The organism is Thermoleptolyngbya sp. PKUAC-SCTB121 (genome assembly GCF_016919485.1).
Lineage (GTDB): Bacteria > Cyanobacteriota > Cyanobacteriia > Elainellales > Elainellaceae > Thermoleptolyngbya > Thermoleptolyngbya sichuanensis.
In genome coordinates this window covers 3886450-3912217 of record NZ_CP070366.1, presented here as the reverse complement: position 1 = coordinate 3912217, position 25768 = coordinate 3886450, and the positions used below count along the sequence as shown (strand labels likewise).

Genomic DNA, 25768 nt, shown 5'->3' with positions numbered 1-25768 from the left:
GCGCGATAGAAGAGTGGGAGTCAGGATGCGGAAAGCCCGCTTAATCGAGGCTGCTGAACCTTCCTAATTGTTCTGAATAACGGTTCTTATATCTGTTCTGACGATTGCACTAACGACTTGCAACAGCAGCTTGCAACTTCTTGCAACCTCTTGAAACTTTTTGCAACTTCTTTCAACCTCCAAAGATTGGAAGTCTAGAGGCCGATTTTGAGCCAAAAATCGCTCAGCGAAAAAAGTCAGGACTTAGAGCTAATTTGTAAAGGAGCCTGAAAGCCTTGTTAATCAAGGATTTCCGAGAAACCGCTTTTCCTGGGCAAACATGACCTCAAAGCCACACATGCCAAGAGTTTCAGGCTTCTTAAGATTTGCTTCATAAATTAGCTCTTATGCACTTGCGATAAGTTCTCTGGATTTTGGACAATTCCTCGCGGGCGCAGTCCACGAGAAATTGTTCAACTGCGTAAGTCCTAAAGGTTTCACTCATCATAAAGGATTCAGCCCAAATCCAGGCGTTTGCCCGGCAAACTCAGCCCAAGGGGGCAAAAATTTTAGCACGTCTCCTTCGCTGGGTTGAGCGAGTCGTGCCTGAAGGTTCCATTCGCAGACCCCATTCCCGACAGGCTAGCCTACGGTAACCATCGCGGTCGTAGCCCTGCCACCGCCAATGGCTGGGGGGCGACTTTTTGGGGATTGCCCTCGTCGTCAAGCTGTAGGGGCAAGAACCAGAGGCGGCTGGTGGCGATCGCCCGTCCGTCGCTGCCCTGAGCAATACCTTCCTCAGTGTTATCTGAGGCGGACACCACCTGATCAAACAGCAGCCCCAATCCATCCGGGGCCAGCGCGATTTGGATATCCCGCTGGATGGGCAGCTTGAGCAAGTCAGTCCGAATCCCAGATTTTAGGTTAACGGCCACGAGATAGGGCTGTTCGACGTAAATATCCCCTGGCAGGCGGGTGGAAACCAGACAGTAGAGTAGCGAGTTTGTAGGATCAAACTGGGCGGTGAAAATAGAGCCGTCGGTGGTCAGCAGTTCCTTTTCTTGCCCCTGATTGGTGACCAAAAAGAGCGATCGCGTCGGGTTCTGCGGGTCGCGGTTAAAGCGCACCATCGCCGCCGCCGCGCCATCTTTGCTAAAGCTCAGCGCTAGGCCATACTTTGGCAAAAAGTCCAGCGGCTTGCCCTCTTCGGCTGCATCTTCCTCTGGCGTGAGCGACAGGATTGCCATGCCTTCGCCCTGGGCCATGGCCAGCGTTTTGCCGTCGGGGGCAATCACAAAGTCCCCGCCCGGTTCAGTCGGCACGGGCTTGGCAGGCTCACCAGGCTCGATCACCCACAGCCCAAACTCGGCCGGATTTTGCCGATTGACCCGCTGCACGGCGATGCGCTGCCCGTCGGGCGACAGGTCAAATTTCAAATTCTGGTACTCATTGTCGCCCAGCACCAGTTGCACGATGCCCGCGGGCTGGGGGGCGCGATCGCTCCTCACTCGTTCTCCCGCTTTGATTTGGCTAATGGTGGGGGCGGGTGCTTCCGGCAGCAGCCCCGTGGTGACCGTGTAGAGAAACGGGCTAATATCGTCGGCGCGATGTTTGCGATCGACAGCTGAGAACAGGATGCGATCGCCCTCTGGATACGGCTCGTAGTCGAAAATACCCAGATCCGCCGGGGTGAGAATGGTCTTTTCGTCGCGGGTCAGGTTTTGCAGCACCAGCCGCCCCGCCTCGTCGCCCTCCGCACCCAGATACACAAAAGCGCGATCGCGCGTTTTGAAGCTGCTTTCAAAGGGTTGCAGCAGGTTGGTATCGGTGGACTGATTGAAGCGATCGCGGGCCCCTTGAAGCCGCACCTGATACTCGGTTCCGTAGGGCGCTGGGGTATCGAGCGTGTAGGCCATGCGCCGCCCCGCCCAACTGATCTTGCCCGACAGCGGCGGCTCAATTCGCAGATTTTGCTCCACGCTCTGGCGATCCATCGGACGGCTAAAGGTCATCAAAAACGCCCGATCTTCCGCGCCCACCTGCCGCCCGTCCCAGCTAAAATCGCGCACCCGTGGCGAAGCATGGTCGCCCCCCGCCAGCAGCAGCCCCGTCAGCACCAGCAGCACCGCCATCATCAGCCAAGCCACCCGGTCGAGCGGCTGGAGCCAGCCAGAGGAACCAGTAGGGGGGGCAATGCGACGAACCATAGCAATCCGGCAGAAAATTACGACATTGCCTACCTTAGCAAAAGGAGGGGTTAGGGATTAGGGGTTAGAGGCAGGGTTTGCCGAAATTGAGTGAACCTCAAAAGGCAGCAGGATAAAAAGCCCCGCCTCCATATCCTGGCTTGTTGTACGCTGTTTCCCATCAGCCGCTTGTTAACTTTATGAGATTGCCAGATTTCGGCACTGGTTTCTAGAAAGGAGAATAGATATCTAAAGCATCTGCCGTACAAAGACTTTAGGCGATTTTGACTTCGGACTGCGAAATGTCTGTCCGCAAGGACTCTGTTAAGCTCATCCTCGCCTAGCAGTCCAGTGTCATTTTTCACAGAGCATTAGCTTCAAATGTTTGAATCAGTTGATATTCTGAATCAGGATTTTTCCTGTCCTGTTTGTATAACTTAACGCGCAAGCTTTTAATGTTTCCTTTTCTGAAGGATCTATCAACTTCCTCGTCATAGCTGTAGCGACCTATAGGATAGAATGAGTTCTCGCTATCAAGCCAATATGAAAGGCCAATATGAAAGATTGTCATCTCTCGCCAGTCCCTCTTGTATTCCTTCAATACTTGAAGGTTCATGTTTCCATCCAGTATAAGACTCAACCCAATATTTTATACCGTATGGATATCTAAGAAACCCGGCAGGATTAAGTTCTACGCGAGTCAAAGGTCTGTTGAATGCGATGATCAGCTCATGATCATTTCGTGGTGAAGCATCAGGAATTTGTCGCAAGTATGCCGATACAATTTGAAGCTGTTGTGAGTTGGCTATGGCTTTATCAGGTACAGCTATAGAACCAATAATAAGCAGCAAGCAGATGAATGCTACTGAGACAATAAAATTGCGTAACATGGATAAACTCGCAATTGACAGCTCTCTTAAGATTCCCTGATATGAATGTTGTTGAACTTCAGGATATAGCAATTTCTAGCCTAGTGAGGCGTATTTTGATATAATCTATTCAGTGAATTTACTTTACCCTTAACTCAAATGCGACCCTGCTCACTAGATCTTAGACAAAAAATTATTGATGTCTACATTGAAGGGAATACGTCGCAACGTCAAATCGCTCAACAATTTCGAGTTGCTTACAGTTTCGTGCGAAAGCTGATCAAACAATATCGGGAAACAGGTGAGATTGCCCCCAAACGCCGCACTGAGCAAACGCCAACCAAATTAAGTAATGAGCAACTAGAGATCCTAAAAACGATTGCTGAATCAAATCATGACGCGACATTGGCAGAGTTGTGTGACTTGCTGGAACAAAGGGTCGGTGTTCGGATTGGCGTTTCGACGATGTTTCGTATGTTAGAGAAACTGAACTTAACCCTTAAAAAAAACGCTGTATCCCGACAAAAAGGAAACTGAACGGGTGCAAATCGAACGAGTCAAATTTTGGCAACTGGTTCGAGGATTCCTGGCTCAAGACTTAATCTTTATTGACGAATCAGGAGTGAACCTGGCTTTGGCTCGACTCCGGGCACGTGCCCCGAAAGGAAAACGAGCCCATGGTAAGCGTCCCAGCAAACGAGGGAAACGGGTCTCGATTCTTGGTGCAATTAGCCTTAAAAAGGTAATTACCTATTCCAATCTCATCGGTTCAGTCGATGGACTTACCTTTGAAGCCTTCATTTCCCAGAGACTCGTTCCTAAGTTGTGGAAAGGGGCATGTGTCATCATGGATAACTGCTCGATTCATCTTGGTGAAGAAGTTAGGAGGTTGATTGAGGATGCAGGTGCTAAACTGATGTTTCTACCGCCGTACTCGCCGGACTTTTCACCCATCGAGAATTGCTTTTCAAAGATTAAGAGTATTCTGCGCTCCCTTGGGGCACGGAGCTATCTTGATCTAGACAAAGCCATTGAGGAGTCCTTCTCCCAAGTGTCATTGAATGACCTACAGAATTGGTTCTCCCATTGCTGTTACTATGCCTCGCCAGAATGAAAAACGCTACATAAACTTTTGCACTCAGTAAGTCATAATTACAATCCCAACCCCCTAACTCAAACCCCTTATGCTTCCTGCGGCGCGACTGTATCAATTGATTCTGGCTGGAACGGGTGCGGGACTGGCGATCGCCCTCCTGCTGTCTGGTCAGACTCGTCCCTCTGGGCTGGCGATCGCGCTGGGGCTGACGCTGCTCTACGACGGGGTGGTGCTGGGGCTGGGCGTGGTGGATGCCCGACGGGGGCGATCGCGGCGGGTGTCCGTGGCGCGGCGGCCGTTAGACAAGCTCTCGATTGGGCGCGAAAATCCGGTGCATTTGACCGTGACCGCGGGCAACGCGCCTGCATTGATCAAACTGCGAGACGACTACCCGACCGACTTTGGCAGGCCGCAAGCGGAAGAACCCCTGGCGTTTCGCGAAGCAATCCAATGTGAAATCGCTCCCCAGGAAACGCGGGAAATCACCTACACTGTTTTCCCAAAGCAGCGCGGAGTCTACGCCTGGGGCGATCTCTATCTGCGACAGCTTGGGCCCTGGGGGCTGGCATGGCACGACTGGCGCATTCCCCAGGCGGCTTCCGTGGCGGTCTATCCCGACCTGATTGGTCTGCGGGAACTGTCGCTGCGGCTGACGCTGCAAACCAGCGGCAATATCCGCCGGGCGCGGCGCATGGGCATGGGCACGGAGTTTACGGAACTGCGGGACTACAGCGCCGGGGACGACCTGCGGTTTGTGGACTGGAAGGCGACGGCCCGCAAAAGTCATCTGCTGATGCGGGTGTTGGAGCCAGAGCAGGAGCAAACCCTGGTGATTTTGCTGGATCGGGGGCGATTGATGACGGCGCAGGTGGCGGGGCTGGCACGGTTTGACTGGGCGCTGAATGCGGCGCTGGCGCTGGCGCTGGCGGGGCTGCATCGGGGCGATCGCGTCGGGGTTGGGGTCTTCGATCAACAAATGCACGCCTGGATTCCGCCAGAGCGCGGCGCACACCAGTTACCAGAACTGCTGGCTCAGCTCACGCCCATCGAGCCTGTATTCCAGGAGCCAGACTATCTCAACGCCGTGACCACCGTCGCCCAGCGCCAGACCCGCCGCGCCTTGGTGGTGCTGCTGACCGATATCATAGACCAGACTGCTTCGGCAGAACTCTTCGGCGCGATGGCTCAGCTTGCACCCCGTTATCTGCCGTTTTGCGTGGCCCTGCGCGATCGCCGCGTAGACGACCGAGCAAACCACCCCGCCGAAGACGTGCAGACGGCCTATAGTCGCGCTGTTGCCCTCGATCTCTTGGCTCAGCGGCAGCTTGCCCTGGCCAAGCTAAAGCAGCGCGGCGTGCTAATCCTAGACGCACCTGCTGATCGGATCAGCACGCAACTGGTTGATCGCTATCTCCAACTCAAAGCCCGAAATCTTTTATAGTCGGGTATGGTCGGGCTGATAGTCGGGACTGTATTGATTCTGAATTTCGGATTTGCGATTTTGGACTGCTAGTCGAGCGTCTGCGGTGCTTCCAGTGACTTCACTCGTTACTTCTCCAATCGCACTGCATACCATTGCAAGAACTGCCCCGGCCCGATGTCTAGTTCGCAGGCGGTGTCGAGCAAGTGACGCGCTTGCGCTGCCAACGTGGGAATGTCTTGCAGTTCGCGGGGCAAGCTATCCTGCATAGTTTCTAGCACCGATGCCAGCTTCTGCAACAGTTCCTCGGCAGTGAGGAATTGTTCTGGCTGGTTAGTTTCCAGCACGACAAACGCATCCTCACGAAACATGATCGGGTCGGGCATAAGGGGGATGGGTTTTAGTCTTCCGCAAAGACATACTTATACAAATCGGCAGGATTTGGCTCAGGGCTTTCCAGCGCAAACTGCACTGCGTCTTCCACCGTTGCCTGAATCTTGCGGTCGATCGCCTTCAGTTCTTCATCTGTCGCCAGGTTTTGCTCGATCAGATGGGCGGCAAGGCGCTTGATCGGGTCACGGGCAAACCAGAACTCTTTCTCTGCCTTAGAGCGCAGTTCGTCAGGGTCAGCCAGGGAGTGCCCCCGGAAGCGGTAGGTGAGCGCTTCGATCAGGGTGGGGCCTTCGCCTGCGCGGGCCCGGGCCACGGCTTCTTGGGCCACGGCTCGCACCGCCAGCACGTCCATCCCGTCCACTTCTACGCCCACCATGTCAAACACGCTGGCTTTTTTGTAAATTTCTGGCTGCGACGTAGCGCGGTCGTGGGCCATGCCGATCGCCCACTTGTTGTTTTCCACCACAAACAGGATTGGTAGCTTCCACAGCGCCGCCATGTTCAGGCATTCAAAAAACTGACCATTGTTGCTTGCGCCGTCGCCAAAGAAGCAGGCCGTCACCTGATCTGCGGATTCGTCTCCCAGCGCTTCGCGGCGATATTTGGTTTGAAACGCCGCGCCCGTCGCCACAGGAATGCCCTCCGCCACAAACGCATAGCCACCGAGCAGGTTATGCTCTGCCGAAAACAGGTGCATCGAGCCGCCGCGCCCCTTGCTGCATCCCGTCGCCTTGCCAAACAGCTCTGCCATCACCTCGCGGGCGGGCACGCCTGCACTAAGCGCATGGACGTGGTCGCGGTAGGTGCTGCACACATAGTCATCGCTCCGCATAGCCTTGATCACCCCGGACGACACTGCTTCTTGCCCGTTGTAGAGGTGAACAAAGCCAAACATCTTGCCCCGGTAATACATCTCGGCACACTTGTCTTCAAAGGTGCGTCCCAGCACCATGTCTTCGTAGACCACCATCCCATCTTCCCGGCTGATCTGGGAAGGGCTAGCGGAAAAGGCGGGCAATACACGTTCCTGAACCATGAGACTGTCCTATGGGGTTGAGAAGGATGTGGCGAGGGCGATCGCCCCTACAGAAAAACTTGGCAAACCCAAACTGGCACGTACAAGCCAGCGGGCTTCTGGGAAAAGCAGCTATGGCTATTAAAATACCTGAGCGACCTATTCGCCAAATGCCACTGCCAAATGCCGCTGCCAGAAACCAGCGCCAGAAACCCAAGGGCCATCAACTTGCCAAATGGCTTGGATCTCCGCCAATGGCTTGACTTGCCTAGTAACAAATCGTAACAGGAATTCGGTTGCCTACACTAAAATGGATGCCGGTTTTGTTTGTGCCGGAGGTTCGCGTTGCTGGATGCGGCGGAATATTCGGATACAGCGAAATATAGTGTCGCGAACCTTAACCTTTTCCTTCACTGACAAATGCAGGGGTTTACGTGAAACTATAGGGACTGGAAACTATAGGGACTGGAAATGAACCGGGTGCATCGGTGTATCAGGGTGCATTGGCCGTCCATGAAGTTTGTACAGAAGTTTGCACAAAACTCGCACAATGCTAAAAACCTGTGGCATTTTTCTAGGTTTTTTGTATGCTGATGAGTAAATTTTGTCTCAGGAGTCGCTCACTTGACGCAGTTTGCTAAGAGAAGAAGATGACTGGGATAAGAGAGATTGACGTAGCATAGACTGGCGTGGCCCATCATGGAACTCAAATGCAAAACTCAAATCAGGACTTTTGTTCGGAGGACACGTTGAGGTTGCTCATCCAGCAGTTAATGCTGATAATAGGTGTCCGCCTGTGAAGGTGTCTGCCTGTAAACATCCGCCTGTAAACAAATGTCCGCCTGACGGGTCTGCTCAATTCTGCTCAATGGAGTAGTGCCTGGAATATGCAGGGTTCGAGGGGTTTACGAAACGTGCTTCTACCCGCACTGAGTTTTCTTGAGCATGGGTTGAGTCTTTGTTGGTGATTCGTTCGGTGATTTGTCGGTGAATCGTTGGGTGAATCGTTGCTTGATAGCATCTGAGGTCAGCTTGCTGAGCTTAGATGCTGCTTTTAGAAGCCGCTTTGGGAGCCTGGATATGGTAGGTGCTAAAGCCTGTTGGAAGTTAGTCTAGCTGGTCTTACAAGGCTACGTGATGCCGCCTGCTGGCATGGGTCGATTTAGAAGATGTCTTGATAACGTTGAGTTTTGGGGAAGTGGGCCGTGAGAATTCCGCTTGATTATTACCGCATTTTGGGGCTACCTATTCAGGCAACGGCTGACCAGCTTCAGCAGGCCCACCGCGATCGCACGCAGCAGCTTCCCCGACGCGAATATTCCGAAGCGGCGATCGCCTCTCGCAAGCAGCTTCTGGACGAGGCCTACGCCGCCCTGTCGAACCCGGAGCAGCGCCGCGCCTACGATGCCACCTTCCTCGCCAGCAGCTACGACCCAACGAGCGATCGCTTTGCTGGGGCAGAATCGGGGGCGATCGCCCTAGAAACCGAGGCAGACCCCTACGCCCCCAGCATCGACATCGACGACAGCCAGTTGGTCGGGGCGCTGCTGATCCTGCTGGAGTTGGGAGAGTACGAACTGGTGCTGAAGCTGGGGCATCCCTACCTGTCTAATAGCGCCTTCAGCGGCAGCGCGGGCCGCAGCGCCCAGGCCGATATTGCCCGGTCGGATGTCGTGCTGACACTTGCCTTCGCCTACCTAGAACTGGGCCGCGAACAGTGGCAGCAGGGACAGTACGAAAGCGCTGCCGAATCTCTAGAAGCAGGACAAGAACTGCTGTTGCGGGAGGGCATGTTTGCCGGAGTGCGCGGCGAAATGCAGTCCGACCTCTACAAGCTACGCCCCTACCGCATTCTGGAACTGCTGGCGCTGCCCGAAGCCCACGAGATTGAGCGGGGCCAGGGCATGAACTTGCTGCGCGACATGCTGCAAGATCGCGGCGGCATCGACGGCACCGGCGACGACCGCTCTGGGCTAAATGTAGAAGATTTTCTGCGGTTTATGCAGCAACTCCGGGGCTACCTCACCGCCGCCGAGCAGCACGCCCTGTTTGAGGTCGAAGCCCGTCGCCCGTCGGCTGTGGCGACCTACCTGGCAGTGTATGCCCTGCTGGCCCGCGGCTTTGCCTATCGCCAGCCCGCCCTGATTCGTCGCGCCAAGCAAATGCTGATGCGTCTGGGTACGCGCCAGGATGTGTATCTAGAGCAGGCAGTGTGCGCCCTGCTGCTGGGGCAAACCGAAGAAGCCACCCGCGCCCTAGAACGCAGCCAGGAGCATGATTCCCTGACCTTCATTCGCGAACATTCCCAAGGCTCACCCGACCTGCTGCCGGGGCTGTGTCTCTACGGCGAACGCTGGCTGCAAAACGAGGTGTTCCCTCATTTCCGCGACTTGTCCCAGCAGCGGGCATCCCTGAAGGATTATTTTGCCGACGATCAGGTGCAGGCGTATCTAGAGGAACTGCCCAGCGAACCGGACACAGCTCAGTGGGAGTCGGCTCCGGCTCCAGTGGGCAGCACGACCACGCCCTTTGCCCGTCGGGCGACTGCGCCCCAGAGCCGCTATGACCAGGCCGGCACGGCAGGTAATGGACTCGGCATGGGTGGCACGGCGACGCTAGAGCCTGCGGCCGCCGCCTACACTGCCACAAACGGCACTTCAGCCGTTCCAACAGCCGAGCGCGTGTCCCAGATGTCTCCTTCGGGACGGCTGACCACGGGGGACGGCGGCGGGCGATCGCCCCGGACTTCCTTCAGCGACAGCAGCCGCCGCACCACCACCTCGCTGCCCAGCAGTTCCGGCGGCGGGGGCATTACGCTGCGGCTGGATCGGCTGATGCTGCTGCTGGCGCTGGGCGTGCTCAGCTTGGGACTCCTGTGGCTATTGTTTAGCTGGGTGGCCCGTTCGTTCAACAGCGGCCCGGTGCTGGAAGGCGAACAGCTCAGCATCAGCCTTGCAGAACCCGTCGTTCCAATTCCCGAAGAAACAGAGCCATCGCCCTCCCCTGCTGACTCCAACGCCCCCCTCACGGCTGAGTCTGGGAAGACACTAGTTGAAACTTGGCTGCGGGCAAAATCTGCCGCAATGGGCAGCAGCTACGACACCAGCCAGCTTGGACAAATCCTGGCAGATCCCATGCTGTCGCAGTGGCGCAGCAACTCCGAGGCGGCGCGACTGGCGGGCGAACCCCTGACCTATACCCACCAGGTTCAGCAGGTCAACGTGCTGCCCCCGACCGCTTCTAGCAGCACCGACGAAGCCCAGATTGATGCAGTGGTGGTGGAAAACGGCGATACGCTGAATGTCCGCTATTACCTGACTCGCCAAGGAGGACAGTGGCGGATTCGCAGCAATGAAATTTTGCCGGATGGGCCGCTAGAGAGCATGACCACCAATGAACCCTCTGACCCGGCCAGCAACCCTGCTGCGTTGCCTACGACTTCTCCAGGCTTGCAGCCTGCGCCCTCCCCTGCGCTGCCCCAAAGCCCTGGCCCTAGCCCGCTCCCCGAAGGCTCCTTGCCTGCACCAGGCAGCGCGGTTCCCGGTGCGCCCAATACCGCTCCTGCGGGGAGTGGAACTTCTGGCAGAATCGATCCGGCAGATGCCAGTAATTAGGGTTCGCAAGGCATTGCGGTGAGGCCTTGCGATGAGGCATTTCAGTGAGGCATTTCAGTGAGGCATTGAGATGCACTCAAGCCATAATCTGGCTAATGACCGGGGTATTAAGTGCGGACTGGCTTGGCGAATGGCGGCTGTTCCCGTAAAGTACCCAGTAGTCGAAGGCGCTGATTGCTGACACTCTGGTGCTGGAAATGTCTGATACGCTGCTCCATGCCTATGGGCCGCTGATCTTTTGGACGGGGCTAGGGCTGCTGTCCTGTTCGCTCTTGCCCGATTCGCTGCCGCGCGTGCTAGGGCGCGGTCTGTATTGGGTGGGCGTGCCGATACAAATCTTTACACTGGCTCGGCAGACGGATTTCTCGTCGCAGGTGGGGCTGGCTCCGCTGGTGGTCATGCTGGCCCTGGTAGGCGGGCTGGGTGTTTCCTGGGGGACGCTGCAAGGGCTGCGCTGGTTTGAGCTAGGGCGATCGCCCTGGAACCCCCTCGCCGCAAATCCGCCAAAGATCATGACCAGCGTTTCCAGTTCCTCCGCAAGCGTAGACCCGCTAACGTCCACTCCAGCGCTAGATGAGCCAGGTTTGGCACGCCCGGTCGATTCCGGTTGGGAAGATTCGGCCCGGCGCGGCAGTTTCCTCATCTCTGCGGTGTTAGGCAACACGGGCTTTGTGGGGCTGGCGATCGCCCCCAGTCTGATTTCCGAGCCTTACCTGGGCTGGCTAGTGTTCTACAGCGTCACGCAGAACGTGGTTGGAACCTACGGACTGGGCGTATGGCTGGCGAGCATCTATGGGCGATCGCACGGCGGCAAAGCCTGGTGGGTTCACCTGCGCGACGTGCTGACAGTGCCCTCGCTGTGGGCCTTTGGGCTGGGAATGCTGACGCGGGCGATCGCCCTGCCGGATAGAGTCGATACAGGGCTGCGGGGGGCGCTGTGGTGGGTGATTATTCCTGCTGCGCTGCTGCTGATGGGGCTGCGGCTGCGGCAAATCCACGGCTGGCGTAGCCTCAAGGGGGCAATCGCCCCAGCATTGCTCAAGGTCATGGTGCTGCCCGTTGGGGTGGCCGGACTAGCCACGCTGCTGGGCCTGTCTGCCGAGCCAAGACTAGCACTGGTGCTGATGTCGGGAATGCCGACAGCCTTTGCCGGACTCATTCTGGCTGAGGAATACGACCTCGACCGTGAGCTGATCGCCAGCAGCATTGTCCTCACAACGGCCACGCTGCTGTTTACCATTCCGGTGTGGCTGCTACTTAGATAACCCAGATAGCGATAACCCAAATAGCGATAACCCAAAAGCCAGCCTGGGTTCGGCAGATCAGCACCCAGCGCTAGAAGGATCTCGGCAGCAGCGATGGAGCTTCCACAGCCGCAGCCGCCGCCACAGGCTCCAGTTCTGTCCGCGGGGTTTCGTCTACAAACATCTCAACCAGTAGGGCAATGGGCTGAGGTTCTGGAAGAACAAGCGGCGGGCAATGAATCACCTGCTCGACATCTGCCACCGCAGCGGCGATCGCCACTGGCAAAAACTGCGGCTGCGCCATCGGGCAAGCGTCCCAAGCGCCCTGCACGGGAACCCCCAAGAGTTGGCAATGTCCGCCGCGTCGCCCCTCAATGTGGTAATGGGCACAACGACGGCAGGAAGAAATGCTGTGATGTAAATCATCCATTTCGAGAGGAGCGGTAAAGGAGAGGCAAAGACCGGATCTTCTCTACTATTCTGAGTCAACAAATTTGGTCAAAAATCATCAGAAAAACGTTGCTTTGTAGAGCAGGCAACCCTTTCAGCGATCCCAAATAAAAAGTAAGTATTTAGATTGTTTTTAGCTTCAGATTCTGAGAGATCTCCAAATTTAGAATTCCCCTGATTCAAGCAAGCACACCAATAAACCCCGTAGTTTTGCTTAAAACTGAGCGGGGATCACGAGGAAATGAGATATGTATGAGACAAAAATGATTTTTCTTGGATGCCTTAATGATTTTTCTTGGATGCCTTTAAGAATTGAAAATAATAGCTTTAGAACTGTAAGTAAAAGCAAAGATAAGAGACTTTTGAGGCGTGAGCAGCGGGCTAATAGAACGGCTTCCCGCTGTAGAACCACAAGAAGATCATCGATGGGCGATCGCCATAAAGCAGCCTTGAAAGCATCAACGCAACCAGCCCAAAACTGCATCCGCAGGCCGTCTTGACTGGCTGAACTAAACCCGTACTTCAGCACCCGGATTTTAGCCCACGCCTGCCCGTTTAAAGGCTAGCAGCCCTCCGCAAAGACCGTTACGGTGAAATTACTGTGAAATGAGCGTGAAATTACGGTGTTACAATTGCCGGTTTACCACTGCTTGACCGCACACAGCCCACAGCAAGACCAGCGCTCAAGTTCTCCCTGGGGGGTGGGGCACTGACAGCGGGGACAGAGCGGCATCTGAGCCGTGCGCGATCGCATCTGGTTGGCCCAGGCGCGAAAGGCTGATTCGGGGTCTGTGGGTTGAGCAGCCGCGCCGTGGTGAGGGCGATCGCCCGCTGTCCCGTCTAGTCGGCTAGGGTGTTCTCGCCAGACTCGCGCGGATTCGGTTTGCAACTCGGCCGAGCTATGGAGCGATCGCCGATGCCACCAGGTCGTAGAAAAGCGGATATCGGTAATGCGGTAGGGCAGTCGAGCATTCAGCTTTTCTAAAATGTGGAGCCGCTCAAACATCAGCGTTTGCACCCAGGGAGAGCTAGACACGCCCACCTGAAGCACCCCCGCTTGTAGGGCCCACGGACGAGTCTGGGCTGCCACCGCTGGGCCGACCAGTTCTGGCCAAACCGTGAGAACCTGCTGGATCTGTCGGTGCGATCGCCAAGAGGACTGCTGATCGAGGTCACCTAAAACACGCTGGAGAGATTGAAACGTCATGAGCGGCAAGATTTGTGAATTGCAAATGCAACAAGGGATGATTCTTTAATTACAATTCCAGATAGCTGCTTTGACCGAGAATTATAAGCAGCCTGGGTGTATCGTGCTTTGGCGCGTGATTAAGATTAACTCAACCTCTACGTGGCGAGCGAACGCTGTGTTTGCTTGGCTTTTTGCACAAAGCCTTATATCGCGCAGGAGCTCCTTCGCTAGAATTTCTTTGGTCGTCCGCTATCGGTGGCTCCTTGGTTGAGTCGAAGGTTTAGTCGAAAGACTTGCTCCAGAATCGTCAAATCCCTCGCAACCGTCTAGATAGTATTCTATGTATTCAATTTGATTGAGCAGTGCTGAGCTGACCTAAACGGGATTAGAAACAGTACTGGAGTCGTCAACGTTTCATCAAACAGCTTTCAACATAAATCGCTACTTAAATTTAGCCTTGCCAGGAGTTCTGCGATGCGTCGCTCACCCGCTACCCCGTCCCAATCTAGCTCCTCTACGCCGCTGCACCCGGCGCTGCAAGCCATTTTTGAAAATCTGGATTTGCGGCTAGAAGATGAGTTAGCCCGCTATCGTCGTCAGCAAGGTCGGCGGGGCATTGCACCTGTGCTTCAGGGCAATCGACGAGCAGACAGCCTGACTGCTCAGGCTGAAGCGCGATCGCTCCCGGCAAGATGGAACGAGGCATCCAGGGGTGCTGCTGAGTCTCGTCCCTATCTCCAGCTTGCACCAGACGCAGCCAGGAATACCGATTCGCATAGCCCATTGCCAGATCTGGGGTATGCCCCTGAGCCACAAGCTCGCTCAGAACTGCTGCTGGGTGGGGCGATCGCCCCCCAAATGGCTCCTCCTGCTGCGGATTATGGTGCAGTTCCGCTGCATCCTCAGCATGACCACGACCTCTACCCCACCGCCAAACCAGCGGACGAGCCAGACGATTATTTGGAATCCTCTGAATATCTGCTGCGGAATCTGGCGGAAGACGAGCGCGACTTGCGGGCCAGCCAGCAAGAGCCAGGAATGCTGCAAAGCTTGCTCACGCCACTGGGGATCGGGTCGATGATTTTGCTGCTACTGTCGAGCCTTAGCTTTGGCTATCTGGTGATGAACCCGGCTGGATTGAGCGTCATTGGTCTGGGCGAAGCGGCTCGCAGGACGGCAGACGGCTCTAGTCCAGGGGCAAATGCGGGCGCAGACGGCTCCTTGACGGCGGATGCGGGGGCTGGGAACAGCGCCATTTCTCCCGATTTATCTGCTCAAGAGTTCCCTGAGGTGAATCTGGATACCCTAAGTACGCTTCCCAGCGGACGCACTGCCATTCTGGAACCCTCGGCCGAGGCTGATTCATCGTCCGAGCCGCCCGTTCTGTCGGGTTCACCGCTCCCCGCAGAGGCTCCCACTGCCCCAGCCGAAGCTTCCACAACCGAGCCTGTTGCACCAGCCCAACCTGCTGCTAGAAGCACGCCTTCTAGCCCAACCCCTCCTCGCCCCGCTAGCCGCCCCAGCGCCCCAGCCCGTTCTCAGCCTGCCGCCAGTTCCCGCAGCGAGAGCCGTCCTGCTGCCACCGCTGCTGCACCAGCGCCCCGTGCTAGCGCATCCAGCGCCACCAGCCGAGCAGCCGAGCCAGCCCCGCGTCCTGTGCCCAGTGCTGAGCCTGCTGCACCTCAAGACGTAGCTACTGCGCCCCGCCAGCCTGCGATCGCCCCTAGTCCTGCGGCTCCCTCGTCAAATCGCTACTATGTAGTGGTGGACTTCAGCGGCGATCGCAGCCTAGAGCAAGCCCGCGAAGTGGTCGGCGATGCCTGGGTTCGCAACTTCGACAATGGGGCAAAAATTCAGCTTGGCGTATTTGGCGATGCCGCTAGCGCCCGCGACCTGGCCGCCTCGCTCCAACAGCAAGGACTCCCCGCCCAAGTCTACCAGCCCTAAGCCTATCAGCCCTGATCTAATCGCGTCCCATCCAAATCCCCACACGGCATGGCCAAGCCTGATTTGAGATCGCGCCTCTTCCTCTCTCACTTTGCCGTGATGCTGGTGGGTTTGGTGACGCTGACGGTGATTGGCAAGGTGTCGTCACCCCGCTTTTTTGTAGTTTATCTCCAGCACATCGAAGGGCGCGTCATCAGCATTCGAACCCTGCGAACCGAGCTCGTGCGCGGCTTTGAGTTTGCCTGGAGCCGGGGCGCACTCTGGTCAATGGCGCTGGGAGCCAGTGCTGCCGGAGCGCTCAGCTATCTGGTAGCCAAGCGGATTGTGCAGCCGCTAATTCAGATGGAAGAGATTACGCAGAAATTTGCCGCCGGAGAACTCGACGAGCGGGTTCCCGCCAGCGAAATCCCAGAACTCAACCAGCTTGCTGCCAGCTTTAACCGAATGGCGGCTGACCTCCAGGGGGTCGAGCAGCGCCGCCGTGACTTAGTGACCGACCTGACCCATGAACTGCGAACGCCGCTGACGGTGCTGGAGGGCTATCTGGAAGGACTGGCAGACGGAACCATCGCCCCGACTCCAGAGGTTTATGAACTGCTGGGCAAAGAAACGGTCCGAATGCGCCGTCTAGTCAATGATTTGCAAGAACTGTCCAAGATTGAAACAGGCTACTTGCCTATCGACGCGCAGCAGATGGATCTGTATCCGCTGCTGACCTCAGTGGTGCAGCGATTTTCTGACCAGCTTTTGACCGGCGACGGCCCGCTGATCAGCCTGGAATGTCCGCCGGAAACGCCGCTGGTGCTGGCCGATGCTGGCCGGGTCGAGCAGATTCTCGTCAACCTGCTGAGCAACGCGCTACGCTACACGCCCGTCGGCAAAATTACGCTCCGAGTCTGGCATACCGAAACCCACGCCTGGATTGCCGTGAGCGATACGGGACAGGGCATCGCGCCCGAAGACCTGCCCCACGTCTTTGAGCGGTTTTGGCGGGCCGATCGCTCCCGCAATCGCCACTCTGGAGGCACGGGACTGGGGCTGGCCATTTCCCAGCGGCTAGTGCAGCTTCAGGGGGGCGAGATCGAGGTGGAAAGCGAAGTGGGCAAGGGCAGCACGTTCCGATTTTCGCTCCCGCTTGCCTGAACAGAATGCAGCCTAGAAGAATCAGAAATAGAAGCCTGGGAACCGCCAATTCTAACAATTCTATCTAACAGTTCTACCTATCTAACAGTTCTAAAGGTGTTCTGAGGGTGTTTTAAAGTTGCCGTACCTAAAGTTGCCATAAAATGCTACCAGCCCCAATCCCGAACCAGTTCACCGCTGCTTAGCTTGTTCCAGATGAGTTCCCGCACTAGCTCCATTTCCTCAGGACTCACAACGTGGTTGCTATAAATGACCTGCTTGATTCTGTATTGCTCGTCTGCGGTTAGTACTCCATCGGCGATCGCCCTTTCAATTACTGCCTTGAGGCGATCTAGGTTTGCCAGGTCTTCGCGGGTCAGCGGTTTTGCATTCGGACGCTCGATTTCCATAAGAACTTTGAAAAACTTAATCCTGTAAGGTTATAGAGCATACTAGCACTCTACACGGTGGGGTCACGGTCGCCCCAAATTTAACCAGAATCTTTTAATAACCTCAGAGTATATGCAGTTGCAATAGGCTTTCTGGATTGTGGACGACTTCGTAAGTTCTAAACCTCTTGCTTTGGGAGCGAAGGTCAACAGTCCGGCAAGAGCGCGATCGCCCCAAGTCCAGGTGCATTGTGCCCTACCCTTCACCGCTACAAACTTGCCGGATGTCGCAGCGGGCAGGAGTAGAGTATTATCAGCCTTGGAATGCCACGTTTTTAAGATTGGCTTTAGACTTCGCCAGCGGGCGTTTTTAATGCGCTCGAATGCTTCGATAGCGTATGTTCCAGGCATAGGGCGATCGCCCTCTGGCAACATAGCATTCAGGAAGCGCAGTCTTACTAAAGAGAAGAGAGCGCCGTTTGTTTACAGCCTGCGGATGTGTTATGGAAGAACCGGTTATCAGCTTCGATCAGGTCTACAAGTCCTACCCGATGTATCACCACGTCCGGGGGGTCAAAAACCTGATGTTCAACTTTCCCCACAACCTGAAGGCTCTCCGCAGGCAGCAGTTTGAAGCGCTGAACAACATTAGCTTTGAGGTCTATCGCGGCGAAAAGTTTGGCATTGTAGGCTATAACGGCGCAGGGAAAAGCACCACCCTGGGGCTGATTGCGGGCGTGCTGAAGCCCAGCAGTGGGCGCGTGGTGGTGCGCGGGCGGATCTCGCCTCTGCTGGCGCTGGGCACGGGCTTTCATCCAGAGCTAACGGGCCGCGAAAATATCTTGCTCAATGGGGTGCTGCTGGGGCTGACCCGCCGCGAGGTAAAGGCAAGACTAGAGGAAATTATCGAGTTTTCAGAACTGGGCGAATTTATTGAACGGCCAATTCGCACCTACTCTACAGGCATGATGGCGCGGCTGGGCTTTTCCGTGGTGGCACATCTCGACCCAGAGATTTTGCTGATCGACGAGGTGCTGGGCGTAGGCGACATCCGGTTTCAGCAAAAGTGCATCAACAAAATGGCGGAGTTCCGCAATAGCGGCGTGACGATTGTGCTGGTGAGCCACTCCATGACGAGCGTTTCGGAAATTTGCGATCGCGCTCTGTGGATTCAAGACCACCATGTGAAAATGATCGGCAGCGCCACCGAGGTCGCCGAAGCCTATACCGCCGCCGCCCAGCTTGACATCGCCGCCGCAGGGAAACGCATCAATCGCCGCAAGCTTTCAGAAAAGGTCAGCGGGCCGCTGTTCTAGCCCGGCCAGGTTTTGGCGGGTCTGGTTTCGGCTAGTCTGGTTTCGGCCGGACTCGTTTTAGCCTGATACGGTTCGCCTCAGAAGTGTTGAACGCAATGTTAGCAGGGCAAGTTCATAGCTGAATCCAGTACAAAAGATCTATAATTCTGCCTGTAATGACCTACTTATTGCTTCCATTCTCAATAATCCGCCTCTTGAGAGTGCTTTTTGTAAAGTTTTACCATCAAGATTCAACACTTCTGGGTTCGCCTGGTATAGTTTTACCGTAATGCGGCAGCCGGGCGATCGCTCTGGAAAGCTCTGGGGAACAATGAGACATTTTCCTGCTCAATACGACTTGCAGCCCGACGACACGCTCTATTTCTGCCACATTCCCAAAACGGCAGGGATGACGTTTCGGACGATTCTGGAAGATTACTTCGCCTGCGAGGAGATTTGCCCAGCCACGCTGTCCAACCAGATTGCCGACTACACACCAGAGCAACTGCGCGAATATCGCCTGTTTCGCGGGCATTTGGGCTTTGTCAACATTCCGGGGCTGCTGGCAGGCAAAAACCTGATCAAGGTAACCGTGCTGCGCGAACCCGTGTCGCGGGTGATTTCGCACTACGAATACATCCGCCGCACGCCGGATGACCCCTATTACGAATCCGTCAGCCAGATGTCGCTGGAGGAGTTCGCCACGGGCGAAGGGCCAGGGCGCAGCGGGAAAAACGTGCAGGTATACCACATTGCGCGGCTGCTGCAATACGACATTGGCAGCCTGGAGCCAGAAGAGGCGCTGTCGCTGGCGCAAAAAAGCCTGAATCTGTGCGCTTTTGCTGGAATTCTAGAGCGATTTCAAGAGTCGCTGTTTCTGCTGTCCTACATTTTTGGCTGGAAGCCAATTGTCAACAGCCGCCGCGAAAACGTCGCCAAATCCAAAACGCCCCTGAGCGAGATTCCGCCGGAAGCGCTGGCGCGGATTCGGGAAGCCATGTCGCTGGATCGGGCGCTATATGACGATGGCTGCGAGATTTTCCAGCAGCGGTTTGACGAAATGCAGCAAGATCTGGTGCAGCGCTATGGCGATCGCCTCGCTCTAGATGCGCCGCCACCGGGTCAAGTGCTGGAGTTTGCCACGCTGCAACAACTGCTGGAATGGCACTCCCAAGACCGCTACCAGGCGCAAAACCCGCCCCCTTCGGAGGTGTCGGTTTACAACTTCTGTCAGCCGCTACGAGGGCTGGGCTGGCAGCGGCGCGACTGTGACCAGAACCGGCCCAACGCCGCCCATCGCTGGACGGGCCCCGTCACCATGTCAACTCTAGATTTGCCTATTGCCCCCACGCCGACCGATTATCGAGTCGAGTTTCAGGTAACTCAAGTCTGGGCCACCGCACCGGAGGTGCTGGATAGCCTGAAATGTCTGGTCAATGGGCATCCAAGCGAGCTGGCGATCGCCTATAGCAGCGACACCACGCGGCTCTATCAGGCGCAAATTCCAGCAGATTGGCTACCGCCGGATCGACTGTTTGCAGAACTCACGCTTCAGGTTGACCGAGTTGCGCCAATCAACCACAAGAATCCCGCCCCCAAAGATAAACGGCTGGTAGGCGTGGCGCTAAGCTACCTGCAACTGTTCCCCGCTGCGCGAGAAGCAGAATTCAGCCTGCTGCGATCGCTCTTGCAGGATGCCCTGACCACGGCAACCATCGACTTTATGCGCGATCGCCTCAAGCCCCAAGAGCAGATCGCCGCGCCACCCCAGTTTCGGCTACCGTTTTCGGGCCAGGTAGAAGGATATGCAGACTTTTTGCGATCGCCCGGTCGCTATCACTGGCTCGTGTTGCACAAAGGCATGGCGCTACCTGTGGAGGCACTGCTGTTTCAACTTGCCCGCTGCGGCTTTCGCCCAGTGTTTGCCAATGAGGTGTACGTGGTCTTTGTCCGCCGCCGTCCAGACGTGCCCTCGCTATCCTATTTCACGCCCGATGTCCGGCATCTCTACGTCGGTCGCTACCTCAATAGCCTCCGCCAAAAGGTTGCCAGCTTGAAGCGATCCTGATGCAGGCAATCTGGGTTATCGTAGCTTCGTCGTCATGGCTGAGCCTGGGGCTAGTCATCTACTCGTCGAGAAAAAATATTTGATTTGGGCGATCGCACTAGACGCAAAGCGACCCAGCAGTTTACTATAGAAGACTGTGAGTTTTTGCAAAGAGCCAGAGAGCCATGAAAGCCCAGGAGATCATCCGCTCCATTGAGTCGGAACAGTTGAAGACCGATCTGCCCGTCATCCACGTCGGCGATACGGTCAAGGTCGGAGTTGTGATTCAAGAAGGTGGCAAGGAGCGGGTTCAGCCCTATGAGGGCACCGTGATCGCCATGCGGAATGGCGGCATCAATGAAACCATCACGGTTCGCCGAATTTTTCAGGGCGTTGGGGTAGAGCGGGTGTTTCTGCTCCATTCGCCCCGCGTCGCCAGCATCAAGGTGCTGCGCCGAGGCAAGGCCCGTCGCGCCAAGCTCTACTATCTGCGCGATCGCGTGGGCAAGGCAACCCGTCTGAAGCAGCGCTTCGATCGCCCGCTCTAGGTCTGGTTTCTCAGGGGCGATCGCTCAGAAATCTTCAACACTGGGCTAGGCTGGGCGATCGCAACCTGATAGACTTGGGTAAACAGGCTTTGCTAGTTGTAGTAAATCCTGTCAAAAACCTACAGCTTTGCGCTCTTAGTTCAGTTGGTAGAACGCAGGTCTCCAAAACCTGATGTCGGGGGTTCGAGTCCTCCAGGGCGCGTTTTCAAATTTTCAAATATTCATCCAGTCGCCTCCGCTCGGCGCAGCGCTCTGGGCTTTTTAGGGTTTTGGCTTGTCGGGCGGCATTCCCAGGGCGATTGGCAGCAACATCCGGCTGAGAATGCGGCCGTCTTCAAGCTGATACAGGCTCAGTTCGCTGCCCATCTGCTGCATGAGGGCCTGGCAGATTTCCAGGTGCAGCCCAGGTGGGGTGTCGAGGATGGAGGGCGCTAGCAGATCTTCGGGGCGGCCCGTTTGCAGTTCTTCAAGCAGTCGCGGTTCGATGATGCCGTTGTCGGTGATGGACAACTCCAGCCAGCGGGCATCCAGCGGGCGACACCATACGTCGAGGCGGCTGCCCGCGGGCGATCGCAAGCAGGCATTGGTCAACACTTCGTGCAGCACGAGCTCTAGCTTGGTCAGGTCGCCGCCGATATTCAGGCTGCTTTCCTCGTTGTGAACCTGGTGCCAGAGTTGGCGCTGGCGAATCAGCGGCTCGACGCGCTCCATTGCCCGCTTGAGCAGCGAGGCCAGGGGGGTCGTCTCGTATTCGCTGTGGAGTTGCCACTGCTCGTTTTTCAGCACTGGGGCGATCGCCGACAGCAGACCCCCCAGTTGCCGCACGACCTGCTGATAGCGGTTGTTGGCCAGGGGGTCTTTTTGGTTGCTGAGTTCGTTGAGCCGTTTCACCCCAATGCCCAGCGCCCGGTAGATCTCTTCCAGTTGCCGATGCTTATACCAGTTGATTTGCTCTAGATCGCGCTGTCGCAGGGTGAGGGCTTCCGACAGGATGAGGTAGCGTCGCGACCAGGCTAGCTGGCTAACGAGGGTGCCAAAGGCATTGAGCTGACGCTCGTGCCAGTAGCGATCCAGGTGATCTGCCACGATGACCATGCCACCCGGTTCATGCTCAGGCGTGGTTCGCAGCGCCATGACCAGAATTTGCCCAATGTCGCTGCCGTTGAGCCAGCGGCGCGTTTCGGCATCGATGTCGTCGATGGTAAGCGGGAGGAGTCCGTCGGTGTGCTTGGCCCACTGCACGAGTGAGTCAGAATGGAGGGCGATCGCCGCATCCAGATGAATCGAAAAGCGAGCATTGCCGACCACGGCGGAGGTGATGTATCCCAGATTGCGGCCCGGCTGCCAAGTGACTAGCGCCGCCAAGGGAACCTCAAGAATTTGGGCAATTTGCTGCATGGCTGAGCGCTCCAGCGTTTCCAGGGTGTGGATTTGCTGGAGGGTGGTCATGCCCCACTGAATCGTCTGGTTGATCTTTTGCTGTTGCTCGGTCTGCCGCTGGAGTTGCCACTGGTGCAGGATTACGCCGATTTGCTGGCTAGCGACGCGCAGCACGGCCCGTTCGGCGCGGTTCCAGGTGCGGGGCAGGTCGTGACCCAAGACCACCAGCCCTTCGAGCGATCGCCCGATCGCGGTATGGCACACCACGACTGATTGCAGCCCCGCATCCAGAAACGCCTGCCGCCAAGCCATCAGCTTCAGGTCTTCGGTCAGGTTTTCAATGCCGACGGGGTCGGTGCTGCGCTCCAGCATTTGCCAATCGACCTGGTTGAGCGCGTCTAGCCAGGGGGGCAAATTGCGTCGCTGCGACCCATGACTTTGATAGACCACCTCAAAGCCCTCCTGATCGGAACTGTAAAGCAGCACCGCAAAGGTTTCGGCCCGCAGCCGTTGGCTCAGCAAGTCGGAGGCCCGCTTCAGGGTTTGGTTCCAGTCATAGTCGCTGAAGATGGCGGTGGACAGTTCAGCCGTGAGCGCCTGATCCAGCTTCACCTGCTGAATGGTTTCCTCCATACCCTCCAGGGGCGCAGTCAGGGCGATCAGTTGAGCCGCGCCGCGCACGTAGCTCTTTTCCTCGTCTGACCAGATGCGGGGTTCGCTGCCCTCGACGGCCAAAAAGCCGTGTAGCTCGTTGTGCAGCAGAATGGGAGCCACCAAGAGCGATCGCGCCTGAATCTGCTGCATCAGTCGCCCCGTCACTTCTGCCTTGAGCGAGCTATGGGCCTCGCCCACCGACACCAGTTGATCCGCCGCCAACGCCTGATAAAAGCTGTTCACTTCCTGGGCAGTAAAACCCGTGATGGCTTGTCCGCTGCCGTAGCCGTTGCCATCGCGGCTGCTGGCCCGCAGCCAAAAGTAGCGTCGCTCAGTCTCAAACCAGTAGACGTTGGTGCGCGTAGGGGCGACAAAGCGCTGGGTTTCGTCCACCACTGCCGCCAGACGAGCGGAGAGATCTGGGAGCGATCGCAGCTTGCCCAACAGCGCCAAGAGCGGCTCGGCGGGGCGCTTGGTCTGCTGCCGCTGTCGCTCTGCTTCAAGCTGAAAGAGCGACGATGCCAGCGCCCCAAAGACCATCGACAGTCGGGTTCGCTCGTCGGCATGGGGCGACACCCCCCAGAGAAACGACCCCAAAATTACCACACCCAGACATTGATCCCGATGCCGTAAGGGAAAGATGGAGGCTCCCTGGATGGCATACTTTTGGGCCAGCTTGCGCCAGTCGCCTGCCCGCATCTCTTCGCGCAGATCCGGCACGCCCATCGGCCGCTGCTGAATCACCACCTGCTCCATTAAATCGCCCGGATTTAGCCCAAACTGCTGCCGTAGGGGGCCGGTGTCACCATTGGGCACGCGCCCACCCCGCCCGCGCAGACAGTGCCCCACCCGGTCATAGGAGGCAATCCAGATGAGCGAATAGTCGCATTCTTCCTCGACATAGGCGATCGCCGTTTCTACCAGCACATCTTCAGTTTCCTCCTCACGCAGAGCCTGAAGAGTTTGCTTTAGAGTCGCCAGTTGTTTTTCAGGGTTTGACGGCTTTTTGGAAGAACCCATGTCAGCGTGACGATCGTGCGCGGGTAATAACTATCTGGGAAGAACCTTGGGAAGAGTCTTGGGAAAAGTCTACAGAGAAATCTACAGGGAACAATCTGCGAAAAGCCTGGGTAGTCCGGGCAGATAGGTGGCTAGCGCAAAACCGCTGTAGGGCAGAGCGATTGGACAGGCTAGGGCGATCGCTCTAGCGTGAAATAGCCTGGTACAAATCTAAGAACACCCTCTTTCCACATCAAGCCCACATCAAGCCTGTATCAAGCCCACAATTGGCCTTTGGGGGCTAGCTTGGGCAACCCGATGCGCTGAACCGACTCATTGTATCGACTGAAAACCCAATTGGCACGGCACCCCGAAATCCCAACGACACCCTGCTGCTGAGTGCCAGTTTAAGTCTAATCACAGCTTAAATCTAGCGAGAGTGCCGAAAGCTGTCTGTTGGGACAGAACGTTTTATAAGCTGCATCTGGACGGAGATAGCCTAGGCATTGTTTTATAGCTTTCTAGGTCGTTGATTGCCCTGAGTCGATCCCCCTAAATCCCCCTTAACAAGGGGGACTTTAGACTTTTTAGGTCGTTGATTGACTTGAGTCGATCCCCCTAAATCCCCCTTGACAAGGGGGACTTTAGACTTTCTAGGTCGTTGATTGACTTGAGTCGATCCCCCTTAAATCCCCCTTAACAAGGGGGACTTTAGACTTTTTAGGTCGTTGATTGACTTGAGTCGATCCCTTTAAATCCCACTTCAAAAGGGGGACTCCCGGAGCGGTTTGACCCGGTTCCCCCCTTGTTAAGGGGGGCTAGGGGGGATCAAAGGGTTTTAAAACATGCCCTAGCAGTCAAACCCCAGGCATGGATGTCGAGCGAGTGTGTCGAATGGGCAGGGGGCGGGGTCTGTTTTTTGGGATAGCGCGGGCCGCCCCCATAAATCCTCTGGGCTAAACATGCCCTGATCTACAAAACCGATGACGCTCCCTGACGTGATCTAGAATGCCCCGTCAGCGGGCAAGTCTATCTGGGAATGCCCAAATACGGTTTGGCCTTGCTCAACGGGGGAGGTGTTTATCCCACAGGGCAAGCAGGGTCAAGGTTCGGAGAGGTGCGCGTGGAACCACCGGCCAAACCGCAGCGTTGACGAGGGCCGCAGCGGCTTAGCGGCTTCATCATGCAGCAGATTTGGGCAAATTTGATAGGACGGATTTGATGAGGCAGATTTGATGGGGCAGATTGAGACGGATTAATTGAACAGATTAATACTGAATCACACGGGGCAGTTCCTTTGCCTGAGCGACCCAATTGGCAACGAGGACGGCTTCGGGCAATAGCTTGACGATATTCCGTTCTTCGTTCAAGCGGACAATTTGCTGATGCAGGTTTTCGGGGTTTCGCTGGGCCAGTTCGGGCACGGTGTCTACGCCCGCCAGTTCGAGCAGGTCGGCATATTCTCGCCCGATGCCTTTGATGCGATACAGATCTGCCAGGTTGAGCCAGCGCAGCAGATCGGCTTCGGGCAATCCGGTTGCTTGCGCCAACTGCTTGCGCCCGCTGGGGGTTGCGCCTTTTTCTAGCAGGGCTTCGGTGGTTTCGATGCCGGCGGCTTGCAGGGCTTTGGCGGCCGCGTCGTCAATACCTTTGATGACGGTTACATTATTATCTTTCATTTGTAAGGCGATTTAGGGTAGCTAGATGGGAGAGTCTAAATATTGGGCGATCGCCATTCTGCTGTCATCCCAACCATCTATCTGCTTGAGACAGCGGTCGGAACTGCATTCGCACGGCAAAGCCCCAGCCCCTAATATCCGCTGTGAGCTGCGTCCCTGTAGGTAATCCGGGTGACATCCGGCAGCCGGGGGAGGAATCTGATTTAGGGCAACATGGGCGACCTGAACCCTGACCGCATCGGCCCTCTCAAAA

General features: G+C 56.4%; 18 protein-coding genes and 1 tRNA gene. 10 read left to right on the top strand and 9 right to left on the bottom strand.

Annotated features, from left to right (window positions below):
* Positions 1-626 precede the first annotated feature (626 nt).
* Positions 627-2186: an Ig-like domain-containing protein gene (locus JTM80_RS16045; RefSeq protein ID WP_172354313.1), complete on the bottom strand. Its 1560-nt coding sequence runs from the start codon at positions 2184-2186 to the stop codon at positions 627-629.
* Positions 2187-2698: 512 nt separating this feature from the next.
* Positions 2699-3016 carry a hypothetical protein gene (locus JTM80_RS16040; protein ID WP_205369797.1) on the bottom strand — a complete coding sequence of 106 codons (318 nt, stop codon included), beginning with the start codon at positions 3014-3016 and terminating at the stop codon, positions 2699-2701.
* Between the two features lie 177 nt (positions 3017-3193).
* On the opposite strand from JTM80_RS16040, the gene JTM80_RS16035 reads away from it, so the two are divergent.
* Positions 3194-4148 (top strand): IS630 family transposase gene (locus JTM80_RS16035; RefSeq protein WP_205369795.1). Its coding sequence is split into 2 segments (ribosomal slippage): positions 3194-3537 and positions 3536-4148, totalling 957 coding nucleotides; the frame shifts between segments, so codons are not numbered across the junction.
* Positions 4149-4218: 70 nt separating this feature from the next.
* Complete coding sequence (locus JTM80_RS16030) at positions 4219-5571, top strand: DUF58 domain-containing protein (RefSeq protein ID WP_172354315.1); 1353 nt, start codon at positions 4219-4221, stop codon at positions 5569-5571.
* Positions 5572-5678: 107 nt separating this feature from the next.
* Here the strand turns inward: JTM80_RS16030 and JTM80_RS16025 are convergent, their stop codons facing one another.
* Together JTM80_RS16025 and pdhA are read right to left on the bottom strand one after the other, a co-directional pair.
* Positions 5679-5936, bottom strand: coding sequence for a chlororespiratory reduction protein 7 (locus JTM80_RS16025; protein WP_172354316.1), 258 nt, complete (start codon positions 5934-5936; stop codon positions 5679-5681).
* 14 nt (positions 5937-5950) lie between these two features.
* Positions 5951-6979: a pyruvate dehydrogenase (acetyl-transferring) E1 component subunit alpha gene (gene pdhA, locus JTM80_RS16020; RefSeq protein ID WP_205369793.1), complete on the bottom strand. Its 1029-nt coding sequence runs from the start codon at positions 6977-6979 to the stop codon at positions 5951-5953.
* A 1184-nt stretch (positions 6980-8163) separates the two neighbouring features.
* Here pdhA and JTM80_RS16015 point away from each other — a divergent pair.
* A complete protein-coding gene (locus JTM80_RS16015) occupies positions 8164-10572 on the top strand; it encodes an IMS domain-containing protein (protein ID WP_205369791.1) in 2409 nt (802 codons plus the stop codon).
* Positions 10573-10769: 197 nt separating this feature from the next.
* Positions 10770-11837: an AEC family transporter gene (locus tag JTM80_RS16010; protein WP_205369790.1), complete on the top strand. Its 1068-nt coding sequence runs from the start codon at positions 10770-10772 to the stop codon at positions 11835-11837.
* A gap of 70 nt (positions 11838-11907) precedes the next feature.
* Here JTM80_RS16010 and JTM80_RS16005 read toward each other — a convergent pair whose 3' ends face one another.
* Both JTM80_RS16005 and JTM80_RS16000 read right to left on the bottom strand, forming a co-directional pair.
* Entirely contained in the window at positions 11908-12246 is a 339-nt protein-coding gene (locus tag JTM80_RS16005; protein ID WP_172354319.1) for a hypothetical protein, read from the bottom strand.
* A gap of 660 nt (positions 12247-12906) precedes the next feature.
* The gene (locus tag JTM80_RS16000; RefSeq protein ID WP_172354320.1) at positions 12907-13473 is read right to left on the bottom strand and encodes a DUF721 domain-containing protein; all 567 of its coding nucleotides are present in this window, start codon (positions 13471-13473) and stop codon (positions 12907-12909) included.
* 456 nt (positions 13474-13929) lie between these two features.
* On the opposite strand from JTM80_RS16000, the gene JTM80_RS15995 reads away from it, so the two are divergent.
* Positions 13930-15402, top strand: a complete 1473-nt coding sequence (locus JTM80_RS15995) for a hypothetical protein (protein ID WP_172354321.1) — start codon at positions 13930-13932, stop codon at positions 15400-15402.
* Between the two features lie 48 nt (positions 15403-15450).
* Complete coding sequence (locus tag JTM80_RS15990; RefSeq protein ID WP_172354322.1) at positions 15451-16545, top strand: cell wall metabolism sensor histidine kinase WalK; 1095 nt, start codon at positions 15451-15453, stop codon at positions 16543-16545.
* A gap of 146 nt (positions 16546-16691) precedes the next feature.
* Here JTM80_RS15990 and JTM80_RS15985 read toward each other — a convergent pair whose 3' ends face one another.
* Positions 16692-16934 (bottom strand): hypothetical protein, encoded by a 243-nt coding sequence (locus JTM80_RS15985; RefSeq protein WP_172354323.1) that lies wholly within the window; start codon positions 16932-16934, stop codon positions 16692-16694.
* A gap of 482 nt (positions 16935-17416) precedes the next feature.
* Between JTM80_RS15985 and JTM80_RS15980 the strand changes: the two genes are divergently transcribed.
* The 4 genes from JTM80_RS15980 to JTM80_RS15965 all read left to right on the top strand — a co-directional run bounded on the left by JTM80_RS15980 (position 17417) and on the right by JTM80_RS15965 (position 21005).
* Entirely contained in the window at positions 17417-18229 is an 813-nt protein-coding gene (locus tag JTM80_RS15980; RefSeq protein WP_172354324.1) for an ABC transporter ATP-binding protein, read from the top strand.
* Between the two features lie 310 nt (positions 18230-18539).
* A complete protein-coding gene (locus JTM80_RS15975) occupies positions 18540-20276 on the top strand; it encodes a sulfotransferase family 2 domain-containing protein (RefSeq protein ID WP_205369789.1) in 1737 nt (578 codons plus the stop codon).
* A gap of 164 nt (positions 20277-20440) precedes the next feature.
* The gene (rplS, locus tag JTM80_RS15970) at positions 20441-20803 is read left to right on the top strand and encodes a 50S ribosomal protein L19 (protein WP_172354326.1); all 363 of its coding nucleotides are present in this window, start codon (positions 20441-20443) and stop codon (positions 20801-20803) included.
* A gap of 129 nt (positions 20804-20932) precedes the next feature.
* Positions 20933-21005: transfer RNA gene (locus JTM80_RS15965), tRNA-Trp, on the top strand.
* A gap of 59 nt (positions 21006-21064) precedes the next feature.
* On the opposite strand, the gene JTM80_RS15960 is transcribed toward JTM80_RS15965, so the two are convergent.
* Both JTM80_RS15960 and JTM80_RS15955 read right to left on the bottom strand, forming a co-directional pair.
* Positions 21065-23857 carry a GAF domain-containing protein gene (locus JTM80_RS15960; RefSeq protein ID WP_205369788.1) on the bottom strand — a complete coding sequence of 931 codons (2793 nt, stop codon included), beginning with the start codon at positions 23855-23857 and terminating at the stop codon, positions 21065-21067.
* 1247 nt (positions 23858-25104) lie between these two features.
* The gene (locus JTM80_RS15955; RefSeq protein WP_172354328.1) at positions 25105-25515 is read right to left on the bottom strand and encodes a DUF4332 domain-containing protein; all 411 of its coding nucleotides are present in this window, start codon (positions 25513-25515) and stop codon (positions 25105-25107) included.
* Positions 25516-25768: the final 253 nt, after the last annotated feature.

Excerpts from the sequence above, each read along its gene's own strand:
- JTM80_RS15955 (WP_172354328.1), bottom strand. The coding sequence starts at position 25,515 with ATGAAAGATAATAATGTAACCGTCATCAAAGGTATTGACGACGCGGCC.
- JTM80_RS16000 (WP_172354320.1), bottom strand. The coding sequence starts at position 13,473 with ATGACGTTTCAATCTCTCCAGCGTGTTTTAGGTGACCTCGATCAGCAG.
- JTM80_RS16005 (WP_172354319.1), bottom strand. The coding sequence starts at position 12,246 with ATGGATGATTTACATCACAGCATTTCTTCCTGCCGTCGTTGTGCCCAT.
- JTM80_RS15995 (WP_172354321.1), top strand. The coding sequence starts at position 13,930 with ATGCGTCGCTCACCCGCTACCCCGTCCCAATCTAGCTCCTCTACGCCG.
- JTM80_RS15990 (WP_172354322.1), top strand. The coding sequence starts at position 15,451 with ATGGCCAAGCCTGATTTGAGATCGCGCCTCTTCCTCTCTCACTTTGCC.
- JTM80_RS16010 (WP_205369790.1), top strand. The coding sequence starts at position 10,770 with ATGTCTGATACGCTGCTCCATGCCTATGGGCCGCTGATCTTTTGGACG.
- pdhA (WP_205369793.1), bottom strand. The coding sequence starts at position 6,979 with ATGGTTCAGGAACGTGTATTGCCCGCCTTTTCCGCTAGCCCTTCCCAG.
- JTM80_RS16025 (WP_172354316.1), bottom strand. The coding sequence starts at position 5,936 with ATGCCCGACCCGATCATGTTTCGTGAGGATGCGTTTGTCGTGCTGGAA.
- JTM80_RS15975 (WP_205369789.1), top strand. The coding sequence starts at position 18,540 with ATGAGACATTTTCCTGCTCAATACGACTTGCAGCCCGACGACACGCTC.
- JTM80_RS16030 (WP_172354315.1), top strand. The coding sequence starts at position 4,219 with ATGCTTCCTGCGGCGCGACTGTATCAATTGATTCTGGCTGGAACGGGT.
- JTM80_RS15960 (WP_205369788.1), bottom strand. The coding sequence starts at position 23,857 with ATGGGTTCTTCCAAAAAGCCGTCAAACCCTGAAAAACAACTGGCGACT.
- rplS (WP_172354326.1), top strand. The coding sequence starts at position 20,441 with ATGAAAGCCCAGGAGATCATCCGCTCCATTGAGTCGGAACAGTTGAAG.
- JTM80_RS15985 (WP_172354323.1), bottom strand. The coding sequence starts at position 16,934 with ATGGAAATCGAGCGTCCGAATGCAAAACCGCTGACCCGCGAAGACCTG.
- JTM80_RS15980 (WP_172354324.1), top strand. The coding sequence starts at position 17,417 with ATGGAAGAACCGGTTATCAGCTTCGATCAGGTCTACAAGTCCTACCCG.
- JTM80_RS16045 (WP_172354313.1), bottom strand. The coding sequence starts at position 2,186 with ATGGTTCGTCGCATTGCCCCCCCTACTGGTTCCTCTGGCTGGCTCCAG.